Consider the following 18368-nt stretch of genomic DNA (forward strand, 5'->3'; position numbering starts at 1 on the left):
TGTGGGTTGGCGTGCTTACTGCGAAGCACGCATAGCAAAAAAACACACGTCACACTGGCAACTTAGAGCTCAGCAAGCTGTTGATGGATAGAGTGCACCAACTCTTTTGGGATGCAAAGCTGATTCGCCAAAGTTTGTAAATATTGCTGTGAAATCGTTTGCTGTAGATCGATGGCACTGGCGCTGGCAGCATAAACCTCAATACCTGTTTGCGCATTAGGCACTGCTTGCACCAGCTCAGAGAGGCTCATCGGTTGCCTTAATTCATCAAATAACATGGCTTTTTCTTGCACGCTGAGCGTCATGGTTTCAACTTGGGCAAATATTTTCTGGCGCTCATTGTCATCTATGTGCCCATCTGCATAAGCGGCTGCTATCATGGCTCGCATAAGTAAAAGTTGCCCAGAGCCACTTTCATCTTCGACAACCTGCTCGAAGCTGTGTTCTTGTATGGTGGCAGGTTTAAAATCGAAGTGACGCGTTGGTTGTGAGCGTGTTGCCATGGCTTTATCAAAAGCTGCGCTATCTCGCTGTTGTGCAGCCGCTTCATTTTGTTCGCTATATTGCTTGTAGGCTTTCCAAGCGAGTCCGCCTACGGCTGCAAGCGCGCCATATTTTACGGCTTTTTTACCCGTTTTTTTGCCTTTTTTACTGCTTAATAAGCTACTTACACCGCCGCCAGCAACGCCGCCCAGTAAGCCGCTCAATGCGCCAGATTTGTTTAAACCACTGACCAATTTTTGTAAATCTTTCATCGCGTTCTCCATTTGCTCTTATGTTTCTAGAGTAGGGCAAAGTCATCAGTTTGAGAACACTCAATTTGTTACAAATCGATTCAAATTGAATTAGTTGGTTTGCTCACACAGTAGCTCTTTTACTGGGATTTGATAAAAACGGGCAAGCTCTCTGGCGGTGCGGTGGTACACTTTACAGCCGCATTCTGCGCGTTTTAGTGTTGCGATGGAGACGCATAGGGCTTGCTCTTGGCAGGCGCAAGCCAGTTTCTCTTGGCTCAGCCCCATATTTCGTCTCAGTTGCTTAAGGGTTTTACAATCCAGCTTTACTCTGCCATCCATTATTTGACTCCTTGAGTAGGGTCCTAAAGCCTAGCAATGACCGATGACTTTCGCCAATGCCCTCGCTCTGAATGGGTGTGCGTTTTGGTGTACACATAAGGCGCAAAAGTTGCGTGAAATTTACGCTTTGTATCTGATACCAAAGTGATACTAAACTGATGCCAAAAAACCAACTCATTACGCCTAGACTAGGTCGCATCTAAAGTCGCTCCACAGACTGGAGCACCCATTCATCTATGACATAAAAGGATAAAACAATGTCTGAAGCAAATCGTATTTTAGGTGGTTTTGGTCCAATCGTTTTAGCACAAGATTTTGATAAAGAGTACATCAATGCATTTGAGCATGTTAACAAGCGTGATGGTGTAGAAATAAAACCTTTGGCAGCACAGTCTCAAGTGGTTAATGGTAAAAACTTTGCGTTTTACTGTTTTGTTTCCCCAGTGGTTGCGCCAAATGTGCCTAAAGTAAATCGCTTAGAGCTGATTGTTGTTAATCAACAAGGTGAGCACTTTACTCAATTGTCAGATCGCACATTCAGCGAGCCAGTATTAGTGCCGCCGATTGGTTCATTTGATTCAGTTGCACTGCGTGAAAACTTCACTGACGCTGAGAAAAGCGCAGCTGAGCAAATAGAGTCTTTAGTTGGCGTGAACTACATGATTTTAGCCGCACAGCAACAAGTGGTGGCAGGATTAAACTTTGCGTTTTACTCAGTCGTTATCCCAGTGACGCCGAATGCGCAGGCTTTCTTCGCGCGTATTGATGCGCATCGTAATTTTGAAGGCAAACTGGTTGATACCGAGCTGCATCATATCAACCCTTAATTTTGCACGGCCAAGGTGTTAGGTGATGCGACACTTTGGCCTTTATCTTCTCCATCTATTCTATGAGCTGGCCAGAGACACTGGCGTTGAGGTTTGCGATTTGATCGCATTTAATACGCTTACTAATGTGTTGTGCTCACTTTGCTCATGCGCCTTTAAACTGATAGAGGTGATCTCCCCTTGTGCTGCAAGTCGAGCAATATTGACCGCGATGGCATCAACTTCAATGCGCTTGTGATTTAAATAAATACGATTTTGTTGGTCGATTCGAAACTGGGGTACGACTGATTGGTTTAAGGCCTGATTTGATTTCGCAGGTTTATTAATATCAAGTACATGGGCTTTTTGAAAGCTGGCAGTCACGATAAAAAAGATAAGCAAAATAAACACAATATCGAGCATTGGGTTCATGTCTACATCCGAATTAGCAGGAGTTGTGGGCTGATATTTTTTCTTCATCATTGTCACCTTACGTCATTAAACATAGCTATTCAGTATGGGTAAAACGACACAGCGTCCAAAAAGGGGTGAAATCACCTGTGATTAAAATGCGACACGCTAGCCATTATGTTTTGTCTCATCGAGGCGTTCAAGAATATTAATGGCACTGGCGTGAGCGTTTTTTGATGCCTGTGTGTGGCCTCCTAGGGCATTTGAAAGCTTGAAGGTATGCTTCATATCATTGAGCAGGTTATGTTTTTTCAGCTGCGAGCCGTCCATTGAAGAAGGTGCCATTAGTATCATCATTTGTGTGGTATTGATAAAGCCTGAATCGAATAACTCGCGAGACATAGCGCCAGTTTCTGCGTCTGAAATATTGCGAACATCGTATTGACTGGCAATAGATTGCCACTTTTCTTGGGCATGTTTTGCGTTATCGCTGATTTGCACTTGTGTTGAAGCCGGTTGCATGGTGCTTTTTGGTTCTTCAACGTTCGAGGGTTTGCTTGGTGGTGGGGGCGGTGCATAAAAAGTATGGTGTGCACTGTTTACATTCATAGCTTGCGTATCCTTAGCTTTTGAAGTGTGTAAAAATTAAGCAAGGTTGATGCCATGTGTTCGCAGATAGTTTTATAAGCTTTGTTACAATAACGAACGATTTTTAGACAGCTTTATCATGCGTTCGGTGTTTCAATATTGTGACTTACCAACCAATAAGGATAGCAATATGAAACTTTCGATGATCTTTACTGTACTCGCTGCCACATTTTCTTTAAATGCCACACAAGTGATAGCGAGTGATATTGACACACCTAAAAAAGAATACCTTAAAGTAATGCGCAGTGAGTTAAGTAAAAATGAACCAGGTGCCGCTGCACTTATTAGTCAAGATGGTGAAGTTCTGTTTAAAAAAGCAATAGGGCGCGCTAATTTAGAGTTAAATGTACCTTTAAAAGCGAAAAGCGTATTTAAAATAGGTTCTATTACCAAGCAGTTCACTGCTGCGGCCATTATGGTTTTACACGAACGCGGCAAGTTATCTGTGCATGATGACATTCACAAATACGTGCCAGATTTCCCAACGGAAGGTCATGTCGTGACTATAGAGCATTTATTAACTCATACCTCAGGGATTGCCAATTACACAGAGGATCTTGAATTAATGCTCAAAGAAGCCACTGCACCCGCTACTTTGGATGAAATGATTGCCCGCTTTGCACGGCACCCAATGAAGTTTCAACCGGGGGATAATATGGCCTATTCAAATACCGGCTATGTGCTACTAGGTAAGATCATCGAAGTGGCGAGTGGTCAGTCATATGCTGAATTTATAGACGAACATATTTTCCAAAAACTAGGTATGAAAAATAGCCATTATGCGGGCCGGCAGATCATTAAAAACCATGCATCTGGTTACGATATGTCTGCAGATGGGTATGTGAATACGATCCATATTGATACTTCTTGGCCGCATGCAGCAGGTGCGTTGTCATCTAATGTGTTTGATTTGAGTGCTTGGTATCATGCCCTTGCAAATGAGAGGTTGATTTCTAAAGAGAGTTATCAGCAGATGTTGGCACCTGTGACGTTAAATGATGGCCGTGTTTCGACATATGGGTATGGGATCGCGGTATCAACATTGGGTGACTATCAAGTGATTACTCACAGTGGGGGTATTAATGGCTTTTTATCTGATGCGCTTTACGTGCCAGAAGAGGCTCTTTATGTAACGGTGCTTGCTAACAATACCGATATCAATCCACAGTTGCTGAGCCAGCGTTTAGCTGCAAAAGCACTGGATATCGACATGCCAAGCTTTAAAGAAGTGGTGCTAGATGATGCACAATTAAAAGCATTTGAAGGGCAGTATTCAATGCAAAGTGGTGCAACGTATGGCGTTGTGCATTATCAAGGAGAATTGTATTTCCATCGAGGTGATGAAAATTATCAAGAATTGGTGGCGATGTCCTCAGACAGCTTCTTTTTTGAAGGTAATAATGTGTATATAAAGTTTACTGACAACGAAGGGCAGTTGATACTTAACGAGTACATTAATTTTTCTTCAACACCTCACACTGGGGTTAGGCACTAGGCCGCTTGACGCTATTTGGGCTTTAGGGCCTGAATAGCGCATTTCGATGGTTGTATCAGACTCTTTTATAATTTATCCAATACATCTCAACCAGCAGTTTAAGATAAATCGCACTGCATTTAGCTGAGTGCTGACTTCTGTGGAATATAGTTAGGTTTAAAAATAGCAATGCTCATTAAAGATACGTACACAATAATGTTTATAGTGATAGCAATTGGGTCCATGAAGTAGTAAATAATTGGGTATTTATCAATTATATAAAATATGTATAGGAGTGTTTCTAAGTATGCGATTAAATTGCAAAAAAACAATGCGATCATGGAGCTTAAAATCAATGCTTCACGGCGACTTAAGTGATGTGGCGTCGTTAGTTCTTTGGGTGGATTAAGATTGAATCTCTTGTATATTCTAACGCTGATTCGGTCCTTTTTTAAAATCAGCTTAATATAAATAAAGCAAAGTATAGCGGATATGAGATAAGCAGAGTCTGTACTATATGGCTTTGACCAAGCGATGAGGGTATCGAAAATGCTAAATATTAATAGTAAAATAAATAACCATCGTGTCCTCTTGCAAGGCCAAGCAAACACTAATAACAAGCCAAGAGTGGGTACTTGAAATTGTGTGATTAAATTTTCAGCAGCAGATACATCTATCATTTTATTATTTTACTTGATGGTAAAGCACAGTTTAGTATCTGATTTACGTTAGTAATATGCAATTGATATTTAATAGGTGTTAGAGGATAAGTCGTTGCACAAAAGATAAAACCCCTTTGCGCAACTATTTTTGGCTTAGTTTAACAATGTTAAATTGCTGACATTGCGAACACCCGGGTGGCTCATATAGTCATTCTTAATGCCCTCAACCCTTAAGCTCTTACCAATAAGTTGTGGGTTCAACAATGGACTAAATGTGTCACGCTGAGATGATTCTAGTTTGATGTATAGCTTATAACCCGCATTATTCGGATCGCTCAGCTCAAGTGCATACTTATTATTAATGGGCGCAGTGATGGTGCCTGATAACACAACTGGCTGACCATTATTCATTGCTAGCACCTCTGATACTGACAGGTCATTGCCTTGGTCAGGGCTGCTGCCATTGTCGCTCGATGCTTGAGTAATACTAGATACCTGACGTACACCCGGTTGACTCATATAACTATCGCGCACACCTTTGATCACAAGCGTTGCATTAAGAATATCTGGGTTCAATACGGGGCTAAACTCTGCTCGTTGACTGCTTTCAAGCTTAATATTAATGGTAAAACTTGGGTCGTTCAGATCTTCTAAAACAAGTGCATAGATGCTGTTTAAACCAGACTTTACGCGCCCTGTAAGCTCAAGCGACTCACCTTGTGCAGTTGCCAAAGCTTGTTCAACGGACATGAAAGACGGTGCAATCTGTAAATCAGTGACATAGCGAATACCCGGCTCACCCATGTAACTATTGCGTTTACCTGTCACTATGATGCTCTGATTTAAAATGGCTGGGTTTAGCTGTGGATTAAAATCAGCCCTTTGATTGCTCTCTAATTTCACATAAATGTGCGTAGCGGGATTATTAAGGTCGCTTAGCTCTAGACCATAAATACCATTGACTGCATTCGTGACTTTACCAATGACAACCAGTGGCGTGTTTTGCGCCGCAGCGAGAGCATCACTGACTGAGACTGTATCACCCGGTGTTGGCGTCGGATCTGGGTCTGGATCGGTTTGGCCATCGCCGTAAGGGGCATTAAAAGAGTTGTTTTTGTAGGTATCTGTATCCCAAGGATTAAAGCCATTTGCTGGGGTGCCCCAAGGTTGTCCATTGTTTGGATCAGACATTTCTTGGGCATCCATCGGTGTCGGTGTCGCAAAACCGCTAGTATGGCCATTTTGTCCATCAAAGTACTGGTAGCTTTCAGGCGTTGCAAGCCAGTTTATGATGTTGACTGCCAGTACCGAAGCGTGACCCGGATCAGTCCATCCCGGGTAGGTTTTTTTGGTACTGCCGCTGTCTTGACGGCGATATTTAGGCGTAGCATCTTCAATTGGAGAAGAATCGCCGATAAAGGCTGCTTTACCCGCACCAGATTTTGCAATTGCGACATAAGGCCCTTCGGCTTTGCCACCAAAATATAGCCCGTCATCTTTGGCATGTCGCCACTTCACGGGTGTATCTGTTTCTGAAAAATAAACTAAGCCTTTGGCTTTTTGTGGGTCGACAATTGCAAGTGTCGCGCCTGCGGCCATAAGAATAGGGTCAACGCCTTGGGTGATCCCTTCAGTTTGGGCACTTGGTTCTACGCCACTGACGCCTTGCTTGTAGTCCACGCCATTGAAGCGAAAGCGGATCCCGAAGTTTTCGACTAGCCAACCTGCATAGGCTGATTTTGGGTTACGCCAATCGCCATAAGCGCCTCCCATATTGTATTTACTTAAGTCTGAGCGGTTATAACCATTGAAGACTTCAGTGGCATCCCATGTATTGAGGTTGCGGTCAGCATCATAATGATCGGCAACGAAAAATATCCCTTTGCCGCTTGCAACATATTGCTCAAGCGCAGCCTGCTCAGCAAGCGTAAAAGGTCTGTTTGTTTCAGCGAGTACAAAGACATCCGAGTCTTTAATTGCATCATAAGTAATGATGGCTTCGTTGTTTTGATTGCCTGTGCGGTCGTCAAAAAAGCGAATGCGGCCATCGTTATTTAGGTCAACACCGCGATACTCTTTTACCGTGTAGCCTTGCTGGACCAGTGCATCTGCAAAATCTGAAAACGCACCATCGATAACCCAGTCTGCATTACCTTCCACACCGCCGTGGGATACGTCAAAGTATATGGTTTTACCGTTATTGTTTGCGGCACTAGGTGCTTTAACTGGTGCAGTATTATTCCAATCATAGGCGGCTGCCATGGCAAAGCCAGAATGTACAAGCATGCCTGCACCGAGCAATACCGAAAGGGTCAGTTTATTTACAGTCATTTTTCAATTCCCGTTGGTTTGGTTTGTTGTTACAGCCAACTTCCAAATAGCTGTAGAGGAGGAGAGGTATGCGTTTGTGCATACCTCAATTGGGTCTTTTTCTGAGTTTTATTATTGGTTTTGAGATAAGTTCAATAGGTACAGTGCAAAGCCGTCTTCATTGGTTTTGTCCAGTGGTTGGATATGTCCAAACTGTTCACTGTAAGCTTTTGCATTGTCACTGTTAGAGGTTGTGAATTGGATTTGGACGTTTTCAATCGCCGTGAATGACCAGTTCATATCAGCTGACGGATCAAGACCTTTACCATCATTTGCCTCACTTTGATGCGTGATATAGTTTGCGACCACTTGGCGGTTTTCATCTGGTGAGTCGACCACGATTTTATCTGCGCCAATCGCCGGGAAGTTACCACCTCCAGATGCACGATAGTTATTAGTGACAACAAGGAACTCTTGCCCATCAGTGACAGGTTTGTCTTGGTAAGATAGCGCTACAATACGCTGGCCATCAGACACCTTTTCACCTTTACTGTTGTATCTTGCAGGCTGAGTGAGGTCGATTTGATAGGTCACACCATCGATAACATCAAAGTTGTAAGATGGGAAGTCTGGATTGATTAAAGACTGCATATCAGCAGAGTCAGGGTTGATTTGATTAAATTGTCCGGCAGACATTTCTAGCCACTCTTTCACCTGTGCGCCGTTTAGTTTTAGCACTTTCAGGATGTTAGGGTAGATATAAAGATCTGCTACGTTACGATAGGCAATGTCACCTGTGGCGATGTAGGTATAGTCGTCCGCGCCGCCACGACCCGCTCTAAATGGCGCACCGGCTGAGAGAATTGGCAGGCCTTCTAACTCAGTGCCTTGCACTATTTTTTGCGTGTACCAAGCCTGGGCATCGGTGACGATTTGAATTGAAGGATCATCATTAACCAGTGCAAAGAAGCTATTAACTTGATTGGTCACTTTTGCAAAAGGCTTGTTGACCCAAGTGCGGGTTTCTTCGTGCTCATGGTGCACAGCGGCTTCAACATCAGCATCATTATCAACCAAAGCAGTGATGTTTCTATCGGCATCTTGCTCGTAAATCGGCATCAAAGAAGACTGAGAATCAGTCACTTGCCAAGCACCGGATTGATAGGTCAAGGTGACATCAATCACCCCTAAGTGATTACCCCAAAAGCCCGGCATGACTGCTGCCACACCATTGATGGTGCCTTTTTCTAGATCGATGCCTTTATCTTCCATCCCCTCGTAGCGCGAGCTTGGGAAGTTTGCATGAGCGTGACCAAACATGATTGCATCTATGCCTTCCACTTTTGATAGATGATAACTGGCGTTCTCTTTCTTATCCGTGTGTGCTGAGGTATCCAATCCTGAATGTGGAATCGCAATAATAATGTCCGCGCCTTTTTCTTTCATCTCTGGCACATATTTATTGGCCATAGCTATGATGTCTTTGGCGATAACTTTACCTTCAAGGTTGGCCTTATCCCACTGCATGATCTGTGGCGGTACAAACCCGATGTAACCGACCTTTATGGTGTGCGTGTTTCCGTCATTATCTACAAATGCTTTATCTTGAATAAGGTAAGGCGAGAAAAGCGGCTCGTCGTTACTTTCATCCTCATCGCCATCGTATTTAAAGACGTTGGCTGAGATGTATGGGAAGTTGGCATCATCGATGGCTTCTTGTAAAAACTCTAAACCAAAATTGAACTCATGATTACCAATGTTTGCAACGTCATAGTCTAAGGTATTCATGGCTTTATAAACAGGATGCACTTCACCATCTTGAAGGTTTTTAATTTTTGCCATGTAGTCACCCAGTGGACTACCTTGAATTAAGTCACCATTGTCTACCAGTACAGAGTTTTGCACTGCATTTCTTGCTTTGTGAATTAATGCCGCCGTTTTAACTAAGCCAACTTTGTCATCTTGGCTGTCAGAAAAGTAGTTAAAGTTAAGTACATTGGCATGTAAATCTGTGGTTTCAAGTAAGCGCAGTTCGATGGCGGTGCCCTCAATCACTTCTTGATTTGGCGTTTTTGCTTGCGCTTTAACATCATTGTCATTTGAATCAAAACACCCAGTTAGTAATGAGCTTGCACCACATAAAATTGCCAGCGGCAGTAATCTTGTTTTCATATTCCTTTCCATTTATCGGTTTTAGTGCCGCTACTATAGAGAGCGAAAAAGACAAATAGGCTAAGGAAAAATGGCAAGTTGGTTCCAAAATTATGACAAGATCATGAGAGACTGCTATGCATCGACAAGATGCAGGGAAGGTATGTTATTTTATTAATTTTTATGACTTTTTTCATATTATTAATTGTCAAAAATCAACTCAATACGCATGGGTTTACGCTGATCTGGTTGAATAGACATTAGGTAGAGTAAATTGCTTATTTAAACATTGAGGGGACTTTGTGAAGTGGATATGACAAGCAAAGCATAGAGGTTTGATGACTATGCTTAGGTGTGGAATCTGTTTATGCTTTTACGAGATAAAGCAAAGGTGCTCATTACTGAACACCTTCAAGTGGATTATAAGTTACCGTCATTTACCAATTGATGAAGTTCCTCAAGTGAAGCCGCAATTTTTACGCCCGGCACATTTGTACCGATGGTTGCTTCGAATGAGCCCTCAACTTGTGAGCGGAATGAAGTAAAAGAAATGCGGTAGACGCCACGAACAAGAGATTCAGTAGGGTTGTTTAAGTTTGTGGTTTGTCTTAATAACGAGTTGTAGTATGCGCCACTTGGGTTAGCGGGTAATTCTCGCGTGTCATCATTATATCCCAGCGGTTGCAATACTTTTCCGCCCTTAGCAATGCTTTTACTATCGATAATATTCATGCGATCAAACACAATATAAGTATCAAAAAACTTTGCCTTGTCTTTTTCCATACCCGGAGCAAAGTTGGTATGGACAAAGTCCTTATCCGTTGGTTTTGATTCAACGGGAGATTGCATTGAAATACCAATTTCATCTACAGCAGCAGGGACCCATGCATATAAGTAATAAGTATCTTTGCCTTTATACACGCCCTCTGGCTTTATTGTGGCGTCAACGTAGCCAAAATAATTCACGTAGTTTGCGTAAGGAGCGCGCACTTCTAGTGGCCCAACCCCTTCAGAAATAGAGCTTTTTAAATAGGGTGATGATGAAGTACTCATACATGCAGTTAAAGTAGTGAGAGAAAGTATAGCAATTACCTTTCCAGTGGATTTAAGCGTCATTAAATAACTCCTTGTTCTGATTAAAATCAAAGCAAGCATAGTTGTGTTTTAAGGCATTGCAATGTGAATTGGGTGGTTTTTTTCTTACAGATAGAATGCCGGTATTTTAAGTGATTAAATGCTTTATTCGGACAGGGGTTTTAGGTACATTGAATATAAATCAAAAGGGATAAATACCAATCACTTAGTGGGTTTCATGCAAGTAAAACCGCAATGTGTAAATTCACTATTTAGCTTTGGAGAAGCAATCATGTCAAAGGTAGTCATCATATTAGGTGGGTATGGTAATTTTGGTAAACGCATTGCTGAGTCATTATCACATCATGACATTACTTTGCTGATAGCAGGAAGAAGCGAGGCTAAGGCACAGCAATGTATTGCACAGCTACAAAGCCAATCATGTGCAGTGCTCAAACCTTGGCAAGTGGATATTCATGCAGATGACTTTACCGAACGACTTGCTGCCCAGAATCCTTTTATGGTGATCCATACCAGTGGACCTTACCAAGGTCAGAATTATACTGTGCCGCAAGCGTGCATTGCCTCTGGCGCTCATTACATAGATTTGGCTGATGATAGACGGTATGTGTGTGATATCAGCACTCTTGATGGGGCTGCGAGCACTAAAGGGGTGTTGATTGTCAGCGGTGCCAGCTCAGTACCTGGGTTATCCTCAGCTGTCATTGATAAGTACTCGACTGTGTTCAAAAGTATTCAAAGTATTGATATTGCCATTGCACCGGGCAACCAAGCGCAAAGAGGTGTGGCGACAATTGCAGCCATTTTAACCTACACAGGTCATCCATTTGAGGTGTTTAAAGAGGGGCGATGGCAATCAATCTATGGTTGGATGGATGCAAAGAGTCATGACTTTGAAGGTATCGCCAAACACCGACTTTTGGCCAATGTCGATGTGCCAGATTTGGCACTTTTCCCTAAGCGCTATGCGGTCGCCGAGCGAGTGAGTTTTCAAGCAGGGCTGGAGCTGCCACTGTTGCATTGGGGCATGGTGGGTATGGCTGCATTAGCCAAGTGGGGTATAGTAAAAAATTGGTCTCCACTTGCAAAACAGCTAGATAAGTTGAGTAATTACTTTTTACGTTTTGGCAGTGATATTGGTGCCATGGAAGTGTCTATATCAGGGATGGAAGATGGTGACAAACAGCGTAAAGTGACTTGGCGTCTCTATGCTCCAAATGGACAAGGGCCTTATATTCCAACACTTTCCACCATTATTATTGCAAAAAAGCTCCTCAGTGGAACATTGGATATAACGGGGGCGCTTCCCTGCTCAGGGTTGGTAGAGTTATCTGAATTTGAGCCGTATTTTAAAACATTTGAAATATATCAAAAGACGCAGTTGGAGGACTGATGGAGCCGTACTTTATCGCAAAGTTTATCCATATTTTGGCCGCGATAGTGGTGATGGGGACAGGCGCGGGCATTGCTTTTTTTATGTTTATGGCGAATCGCTCCAACAATCCTCAAGCAATTTATGTGACAACGCAGCATGTTGTTTTAGGAGATTGGCTATTCACAACCCCTGCGGTGATCACGCAAATAATCAGTGGTCTATACTTGATGCATTTGCTCGGTTACGCTTTTGACTCACCTTGGTTTTTAACGGTTGCAGGGCTATTTGCGTTCATAGGCTTGTGCTGGCTTCCGGTGTTGAAAATACAGTATCGTCTGCGTGCGTTGGCACAGTTCGAACAGCAAAAAGGTGAAGTATCAGCCGAGTTTAAAAAACTGATGCGACGATGGACGCTACTAGGTATTCCCGCGTTTACTGCTATTTTGGTTTTACTTGCCTTGATGGTATTTAAGCCTTTATCGGTCGTATAAACATGATAATTAAAGCCCATAAACTTGACCTGTATGCGAGTTATAGCTTGGCGTTTGTTTGGATGTTTACCGGTCTTACATCGGTATTTTTTGCCCCAGAGGTTGGCTTTGATATATTGGCAAGCGCAGATATTACTGGGCTTGTTGCACAAGCGGCTGTGTATGGCGGTGGGGCACTGGATGTTGCGCTCGGGCTGTGGATTTTGACACGCCGCAACGTCAGACTATGTTGCTTGGTGCAGGTGAGTGTGATCCTTGTGTACAGTGCTCTTTTGACTCTTATTGATGCTTCGTTTTGGTTGCACCCTTTTGGTCCTGTCACTAAAAATTTCCCCATCATCCTACTTATTATATGTGTGTATCACAATGCAGCAGAAAGTGAAAAGTAATGCGATTTATGTGTTCGGCGTATTTGATGTTTTGAATATTATCCGCCATCTATCTATATTTTATAAGTATCGGAACAATGAGGAGGTGGTGTGCGAACAGCTGCTCAGTTTATCTTGGTTGGACTGTTATCCAGTTCAGTGGTTGCGGCACCGCTTGATGAAATAATCAAAGAGGCGGAGGATTACTTGCGTGTCGAGCCCTCCCGTTCATTAAAGCTACTCAACGCGATACCGCATGTACATTCGCTAACTGATATCCAGCAGTTGAGATGGCATATTGCAGCTATGCGAGCGTCAGTTCCTACGGGGGATATGACACAGCTAATTGATTCTTTAGAGGTGATATTTCACCACCAAAAACATCCTTATTTTATTGATAAATTGGTTTCTATCACCAGTGCGACAGGTATTTGGCTGCGAAAAAACCACTATATCAATGATGCGCAAACCAGTCTTGAGTGCTCCTACAAACATGCCATCAATGATCGTCAAAAATTGACGATCACAAACAGTCTCGCGTTGCTTGCACGGCAGCTTGATGAGTTAGAAAAAGCCAAGTCGTTGTATGCCAAAGCGAAGCGGCTGGCAAGTATCGCGGATAGGAAAAATTTACTGGCTATCATTGAGAATAATCAAGGCATGATAGCGTTAGAAGAAGGGAATATTGGGCAAGCTGAACAGCACTTCAGAATAGCTTTAGCAGGTTATCAAAATATAGATAAACGTTCAGGCCAAATTTCGGCTGGCATTAATCTACTGTTTGTTTTTGCTATCCAGCAGCAGTGGGTGAATTTCCAAAGGCTGTATAGCCCGACTGAAACCTTGGCACAGGCTTTTCCCAATAAAGCTAAGCAGGCATTATTATTATGGCTTAATACCCGCTTTAAACACATGCACGGAGAGCCTTTATCACGAGAAGAAAAGGCGCAGCTGATCAGTGCATTTAATCAATTGGATGACGATAGAATTAGAGCTTTGGTATCGCGACATTTGACATCAGGAGTGGATATATCAGTCCCAGTGATTGATAAGCCGAAAATTAAACGTTTTAATCGCCCTTGGTTTGAAAAAATAAAGCGCTGTGAGTGGTAAATGAGTTTTTATGTTTGGCTGGACTCGCATTTTCATCAATGCCGTACAGCAAAAGCGGCATTTATTAACAGGGGAATGGGCTAGAGATTAATAGTCCTGACACCAACCACGTGTATTACAACCTTTGTGTGGTGTTGTGATACAAGGGCCATTCGTCCAGCATGGCATTTGTCCAGATTGACACCAATAATCTTTAGATTCAATCGCACCACCCCCTATTTGCTTTGTCGCATCTGAGTTAATTTGTTTTTGGCTAAGTTGCTTAATGCCTTTTTTATTTAATTTTAATTTCATGTTATATCCTTTGTTTGTTTTTTGTACTGCATGGTTAGAGTCACAATTTACCCAATATCAGTCAATTGCAATTTTTTTATAATCGTACTTTTAGCTTAGTTGGTATGTGGATTGCTAGCGTTCAATTGTTGATGATGTGACCATGAAATGACACAAATACACTCGGTCATCGAGTGTGGTAGTGATTAGTCGCAGTTGCTTTGAATCGCAGTTCAGTTTCAGGCATCTTAGAATTGACAATAAAATTGATATAACATAACAAAACTGATCGCCTTAAGAGGGATACATTAAGTATTCAGGCGGTGAGTACAATATTAAGAGTTAGATTATGAAAAATAACAACAAATTATCACTGACATTGCTTGGCGCTCAGATGCTTGCTTTGCCCGCGCTGGCAAGTGATATTAATACTGACAAGACGTGGCAGTATGAAGATGTATTCAATATCGAATACGCAGCGGCGCCACAAGTACACCCTGATGGTTACAAGGTTATTTATGAGCGTAGAGCCATGGATATTATGGCTGACAGCACACGCATAAATTTATGGGAAGTGGATTTAAAAACCAATACACATCAACCGGTTTTATCTGGTAAAAACCAGTTTCGCAGTGCTAAATATTCACCAGATGGTAAGCGATTGGCTTATATTACGAACGCTGAAGGTGATAATCAGCTGTATGTACGCTGGTTAGGTTCGGGACAAACCGCGCGTGTAACTAACGTACATCAAAGCGTCGGTAACATAAGTTGGTCACCAGACGGTAAGTGGATTGCATTTACCATGTTCAAGCCAGAAAGCAAAAGTAGTTTTTTTAAAGAGATGCCTAAAAAGCCTAAAGGCGCGCAATGGGCTGATAATGCAACTTATATAGATGAAATGGTGTATAAACGTGATGGCAGTGGCTTTGTTAAGCCGGGTTATCATCATGTGTATGTTGTACCATCAGAAGGCGGCACACCGCGTCAACTAACTCAAGGTGCGTTTCATCATCGTTCATCTCTCACTTGGAGTGAAGATGGTAAATCACTGTATTTCAACGCTAATCGGCATGATGATTGGCAAAATAAACCGCGTCAGTCAGACATATATCAAGTAAACATTGCGGATCGTGAGATCACGCAAATAACTGATGAAAATGGTCCAGAATACGGTCCGAAGATAAATCATCAAAGGGATAAAATCGCTTATTTAGGCTATGAAAATAAGCACTTATCAAGCCAAAACTTTGATATTTATATGATGGATTTAGATGGTAAAAACCCAGTTAACTTAACAGCATCGTTAGACCGCCCAATTAGCTCACATCAGTGGGATAAAAAAGGGCGTGGGCTTTACTTTAGTTATGATGACCATGGTCAAAAGTACGTTGGTCACGTTACTTTAAAAGGCAAAGTGACGGAAAAATTGGCTAAATTAGGTGGACAGTCTTTAGGTCGTCCATACACATCCGGTCAATTTGCTGTTGCAGGCAGCAATCGCTTGGTTGTTACAACAGGTGATACAGAGCGTCCTGCTGATCTGGCATTAGTTGATAAGCGCCAAAAAGTCACTCAGCTAACAGATTTAAATGCTGATTTATTAGGCCATAAAAATATCGCTAAAGTTGAGCCTATCACAGTAAAGTCATCTGTAGATGGCCGTGATATTCAAGCTTGGTATGCATTACCGCCTAACTTTGATGCCACTAAAAAATACCCGATGATTTTAGAGATCCATGGTGGGCCACATACGGCATATGGGCCAAACTATAGTACAGAAGTACAGCTGATGGCATCTAAGGGCTATGTTGTAGTGTGGGCAAACCCGCGAGGCAGTACATCTTATGGTCAGGAGTTTGCTAACCTAATTCATCACGATTACCCTTCAAAAGATTACAATGACTTGATAGATGTTGTAGATGGCATGGTGGCTAAAAAGTTTGTTGATGAAGACAATTTATTTGTCACAGGTGGTTCTGGCGGCGGTGTGTTAACGGCATGGATCATTGGTAATACAGATCGTTTTAAAGCGGCTGTAGTTGCCAAGCCTGTGATTAACTGGATAAGTTTTGCTTTAACTGCTGATGCCTATAACTACTATGCGAAATATTGGATGCCGGGCATGCCGTGGGAAGCAACGGAGCATTTATGGAAGCACTCACCATTGTCGCTGGTGGGCAATGTGAAAACACCAACGATGTTGTTAACGGGCGAAAATGATCATCGCACACCTATGAGTGAAACTGAGCAATATTATCAAGCATTGCAGTTACGCAATGTGGAAACCGCCATGGTACGTATTCCTAAAGCGGGTCATGGTATTGCTGCAAGGCCAAGTAACTTGATCCAAAAAGTGGGTCATATTGTGGCGTGGTTTGAAAAATACCGTAAAGCGGATAAATAAAAATATAATAGGGCAGTGTTTTGCTGCCCTAACTTTAGTTAAGCCAGACTCACTTGTGGCTTACCCTCTACAGAGACACTGCGCTTGGCAACTAGCCATAAGCTGACGGTGATGGTGATGCTCATCATGACAAAAATCGCCAGCATAATCATTAGCTGATATTTAATCGCTACCATGGGGGATGCCCCGCCGAGTATTTGACCTGTCATCATGCCTGGAATTGTCACCAGCCCTGTCGTTGCCATTGTGGCGAGAATGGGTGACATCGCCTTAGTCAAAGCATCCTGTACAAAAGGTTTCGTCGCATCGCTTGGTGATGCGCCCAGCGCTAATGCGGCTTGATACTCGGGCCAGCGTTCTTGCAGTGCACTAAAGTAACTTTGTAGACAGATGATATTGCTGGAAATGCTGTTGCCAAGGAGCATACCCGCCAAAGGGATAACGTAACGGGCGTGATAAAAAGGTTCTGGCTGAATAATTCCCAAGGCAAGAATAGCCATTAGCGGCAAGAGTCCTGCAACTAAGCTAATTGCCACAGGAAATAAAATCATAGATTTTGGAAAAGGCACCTTGTTGATAATGGCACTGCTGCCGACAAGTACCATGGCCATCATCCAGGCGAGGTTTATCCAAACATTGTTGAGATCGAAAAGTAACTCTAGGTATAGGCCGATTAAGATGAGCTGTAATGTCATTCTACTCAGGCTGACTATGGTTTCTTTTAATAAGCCCAGCTGATAGTGCCTATTTATGTAATAAGGGATGATCAACGCGAGGCTAAAGAGGACCAACTGCCACCATTGAATATCTATGACGCTTTGCATACTGCCAACTACTTTGTCTGAGCCTAAAACAGGAGTTAATTAACTGAGCGTTCACGCTAACATGCCTGTATGACACTTTTATTTTAAGTGTCATACAGGCATATGCATTGGCGTTATCTGGCTATAAAGTATGCAGGGAACTACATTACACCACTTTTGCTAACACAATATCGTAGCGATATTGATTGGTAATTTCGGTGGTTTTTGCGGTCATTAAGGCTTGCTCTTCAGGCGTTTTTCGCCTGAATAAGCCATCTTTTTGGTTGAGTGGGTGATCGGGAAAATACATTTGCGTAAGCAGCGAGTGGTATCCTCTTTTTGATATTTTTAGATGAATATGGGGTGTTCTTTGCTGCGCTGCATTGAGAGGGTAAGCCCCCGGGAACACGGTTTTAAAACGAAAGTGTCCTTTTGCTTTGGTTTGTATAATGGCCCAAGCCTGAAAGTGGGCATCAATTGGGGCATCACTGTTGTCATGAGGATGGTGGTATTTTCCAAAGCTATTTGCTTGCCACAGATCAATGGTGACATCCTCTATGGTATTGCCTTGGTCATCGAACACTTGGCCAAATATGTCTATGATGGTGCCTTTTGCTTTACCTTTTTTACCAGCAACCTGTGTTAAGTCAGCATCTTTGTCTTTTTGTGGCGTAATTGGATAATAAGGCCCCTCCATCTCTTTTGGCGTTATGGCGCGTGCTTGTACATGTATTCCAACAAGGCCCGCAAGTGAGCCGAGCGTTAAATTGCGAATAAAGTGACGGCGATTGAATGTTGTCATTATTAATCCTTATGCAAGATGGTTAAAGCACCCTTACAGACGTTATGTCATGCCCGCGCAATTGGCCAGTAATGACCATTGTCGCGTTTAAATGTAAATTGGG

17 protein-coding genes are annotated in these 18368 nt (G+C 42.7%); 7 read left to right on the top strand and 10 right to left on the bottom strand.

Annotation, left to right across the window (positions count from 1 at the left end; genetic code table 11):
- Positions 1–62: 62 nt before the first annotated feature.
- Together QNM16_RS15710 and QNM16_RS15715 are read right to left on the bottom strand one after the other, a co-directional pair.
- Entirely contained in the window at positions 63–755 is a 693-nt protein-coding gene (locus QNM16_RS15710; protein WP_284021391.1) for a tellurite resistance TerB family protein, read from the bottom strand.
- 90 nt (positions 756–845) lie between these two features.
- Entirely contained in the window at positions 846–1076 is a 231-nt protein-coding gene (locus QNM16_RS15715; RefSeq protein ID WP_284021392.1) for a helix-turn-helix domain-containing protein, read from the bottom strand.
- A 257-nt stretch (positions 1077–1333) separates the two neighbouring features.
- Between QNM16_RS15715 and QNM16_RS15720 the strand changes: the two genes are divergently transcribed.
- Positions 1334–1903 carry a hypothetical protein gene (locus QNM16_RS15720; protein WP_284021393.1) on the top strand — a complete coding sequence of 190 codons (570 nt, stop codon included), beginning with the start codon at positions 1334–1336 and terminating at the stop codon, positions 1901–1903.
- A gap of 60 nt (positions 1904–1963) precedes the next feature.
- Here the strand turns inward: QNM16_RS15720 and QNM16_RS15725 are convergent, their stop codons facing one another.
- A complete protein-coding gene (locus QNM16_RS15725; RefSeq protein ID WP_284021394.1) occupies positions 1964–2365 on the bottom strand; it encodes an ExbD/TolR family protein in 402 nt (133 codons plus the stop codon).
- Between the two features lie 96 nt (positions 2366–2461).
- The gene (locus tag QNM16_RS15730) at positions 2462–2902 is read right to left on the bottom strand and encodes a hypothetical protein (protein WP_284021395.1); all 441 of its coding nucleotides are present in this window, start codon (positions 2900–2902) and stop codon (positions 2462–2464) included.
- 169 nt (positions 2903–3071) lie between these two features.
- Here QNM16_RS15730 and QNM16_RS15735 point away from each other — a divergent pair, with 169 nt between their 5' ends.
- Positions 3072–4436, top strand: coding sequence for a serine hydrolase domain-containing protein (locus tag QNM16_RS15735; protein ID WP_284021396.1), 1365 nt, complete (start codon positions 3072–3074; stop codon positions 4434–4436).
- Positions 4437–5230: 794 nt separating this feature from the next.
- On the opposite strand, the gene QNM16_RS15740 is transcribed toward QNM16_RS15735, so the two are convergent.
- From QNM16_RS15740 to QNM16_RS15750, 3 genes are all read right to left on the bottom strand, one after another.
- Positions 5231–7408: a DUF6359 domain-containing protein gene (locus QNM16_RS15740; RefSeq protein WP_284021397.1), complete on the bottom strand. Its 2178-nt coding sequence runs from the start codon at positions 7406–7408 to the stop codon at positions 5231–5233.
- A gap of 111 nt (positions 7409–7519) precedes the next feature.
- Positions 7520–9559 (bottom strand): bifunctional 2',3'-cyclic-nucleotide 2'-phosphodiesterase/3'-nucleotidase, encoded by a 2040-nt coding sequence (locus QNM16_RS15745; protein WP_284021398.1) that lies wholly within the window; start codon positions 9557–9559, stop codon positions 7520–7522.
- Positions 9560–9958: 399 nt separating this feature from the next.
- The gene (locus QNM16_RS15750; protein WP_284021399.1) at positions 9959–10654 is read right to left on the bottom strand and encodes a LipL32 family surface lipoprotein; all 696 of its coding nucleotides are present in this window, start codon (positions 10652–10654) and stop codon (positions 9959–9961) included.
- 250 nt (positions 10655–10904) lie between these two features.
- Here QNM16_RS15750 and QNM16_RS15755 point away from each other — a divergent pair, with 250 nt between their 5' ends.
- The 4 genes from QNM16_RS15755 (at position 10905) to QNM16_RS15770 (ending at position 13980) form a co-directional block, all read left to right on the top strand.
- Positions 10905–12026 (top strand): saccharopine dehydrogenase family protein, encoded by a 1122-nt coding sequence (locus QNM16_RS15755; RefSeq protein ID WP_284021400.1) that lies wholly within the window; start codon positions 10905–10907, stop codon positions 12024–12026.
- Positions 12026–12499, top strand: coding sequence for a DUF2269 family protein (locus QNM16_RS15760; RefSeq protein WP_284021401.1), 474 nt, complete (start codon positions 12026–12028; stop codon positions 12497–12499). The genes QNM16_RS15755 and QNM16_RS15760 overlap by 1 nt, the downstream gene beginning before the upstream one ends.
- A 2-nt stretch (positions 12500–12501) precedes the next feature.
- Positions 12502–12888: a DoxX-like family protein gene (locus tag QNM16_RS15765; protein ID WP_284021402.1), complete on the top strand. Its 387-nt coding sequence runs from the start codon at positions 12502–12504 to the stop codon at positions 12886–12888.
- A gap of 90 nt (positions 12889–12978) precedes the next feature.
- The gene (locus tag QNM16_RS15770) at positions 12979–13980 is read left to right on the top strand and encodes a tetratricopeptide repeat protein (protein WP_284021403.1); all 1002 of its coding nucleotides are present in this window, start codon (positions 12979–12981) and stop codon (positions 13978–13980) included.
- 87 nt (positions 13981–14067) lie between these two features.
- On the opposite strand, the gene QNM16_RS15775 is transcribed toward QNM16_RS15770, so the two are convergent.
- Positions 14068–14274 (bottom strand): hypothetical protein, encoded by a 207-nt coding sequence (locus QNM16_RS15775; protein WP_284021404.1) that lies wholly within the window; start codon positions 14272–14274, stop codon positions 14068–14070.
- Between the two features lie 328 nt (positions 14275–14602).
- On the opposite strand from QNM16_RS15775, the gene QNM16_RS15780 reads away from it, so the two are divergent.
- A complete protein-coding gene (locus QNM16_RS15780) occupies positions 14603–16660 on the top strand; it encodes a S9 family peptidase (protein WP_284021405.1) in 2058 nt (685 codons plus the stop codon).
- A 38-nt stretch (positions 16661–16698) separates the two neighbouring features.
- On the opposite strand, the gene QNM16_RS15785 is transcribed toward QNM16_RS15780, so the two are convergent.
- Both QNM16_RS15785 and QNM16_RS15790 read right to left on the bottom strand, forming a co-directional pair.
- Entirely contained in the window at positions 16699–17484 is a 786-nt protein-coding gene (locus tag QNM16_RS15785) for an ABC transporter permease (protein ID WP_284021406.1), read from the bottom strand.
- Between the two features lie 145 nt (positions 17485–17629).
- Positions 17630–18265, bottom strand: a complete 636-nt coding sequence (locus QNM16_RS15790) for a protocatechuate 3,4-dioxygenase (RefSeq protein ID WP_284021407.1) — start codon at positions 18263–18265, stop codon at positions 17630–17632.
- Positions 18266–18368 lie beyond the last annotated feature (103 nt).

It is taken from the genome of Pseudoalteromonas umbrosa (assembly GCF_030125375.1).
GTDB classification, from domain to species: domain Bacteria; phylum Pseudomonadota; class Gammaproteobacteria; order Enterobacterales; family Alteromonadaceae; genus Pseudoalteromonas; species Pseudoalteromonas umbrosa.

Excerpts from the sequence above, each read along its gene's own strand:
- QNM16_RS15710 (WP_284021391.1), bottom strand. The coding sequence starts at position 755 with ATGAAAGATTTACAAAAATTGGTCAGTGGTTTAAACAAATCTGGCGCA.
- QNM16_RS15715 (WP_284021392.1), bottom strand. The coding sequence starts at position 1,076 with ATGGATGGCAGAGTAAAGCTGGATTGTAAAACCCTTAAGCAACTGAGA.
- QNM16_RS15720 (WP_284021393.1), top strand. The coding sequence starts at position 1,334 with ATGTCTGAAGCAAATCGTATTTTAGGTGGTTTTGGTCCAATCGTTTTA.
- QNM16_RS15725 (WP_284021394.1), bottom strand. The coding sequence starts at position 2,365 with ATGATGAAGAAAAAATATCAGCCCACAACTCCTGCTAATTCGGATGTA.
- QNM16_RS15730 (WP_284021395.1), bottom strand. The coding sequence starts at position 2,902 with ATGAATGTAAACAGTGCACACCATACTTTTTATGCACCGCCCCCACCA.
- QNM16_RS15735 (WP_284021396.1), top strand. The coding sequence starts at position 3,072 with ATGAAACTTTCGATGATCTTTACTGTACTCGCTGCCACATTTTCTTTA.
- QNM16_RS15740 (WP_284021397.1), bottom strand. The coding sequence starts at position 7,408 with ATGACTGTAAATAAACTGACCCTTTCGGTATTGCTCGGTGCAGGCATG.
- QNM16_RS15745 (WP_284021398.1), bottom strand. The coding sequence starts at position 9,559 with ATGAAAACAAGATTACTGCCGCTGGCAATTTTATGTGGTGCAAGCTCA.
- QNM16_RS15750 (WP_284021399.1), bottom strand. The coding sequence starts at position 10,654 with ATGACGCTTAAATCCACTGGAAAGGTAATTGCTATACTTTCTCTCACT.
- QNM16_RS15755 (WP_284021400.1), top strand. The coding sequence starts at position 10,905 with ATGTCAAAGGTAGTCATCATATTAGGTGGGTATGGTAATTTTGGTAAA.
- QNM16_RS15760 (WP_284021401.1), top strand. The coding sequence starts at position 12,026 with ATGGAGCCGTACTTTATCGCAAAGTTTATCCATATTTTGGCCGCGATA.
- QNM16_RS15765 (WP_284021402.1), top strand. The coding sequence starts at position 12,502 with ATGATAATTAAAGCCCATAAACTTGACCTGTATGCGAGTTATAGCTTG.
- QNM16_RS15775 (WP_284021404.1), bottom strand. The coding sequence starts at position 14,274 with ATGAAATTAAAATTAAATAAAAAAGGCATTAAGCAACTTAGCCAAAAA.
- QNM16_RS15780 (WP_284021405.1), top strand. The coding sequence starts at position 14,603 with ATGAAAAATAACAACAAATTATCACTGACATTGCTTGGCGCTCAGATG.
- QNM16_RS15785 (WP_284021406.1), bottom strand. The coding sequence starts at position 17,484 with ATGCAAAGCGTCATAGATATTCAATGGTGGCAGTTGGTCCTCTTTAGC.
- QNM16_RS15790 (WP_284021407.1), bottom strand. The coding sequence starts at position 18,265 with ATGACAACATTCAATCGCCGTCACTTTATTCGCAATTTAACGCTCGGC.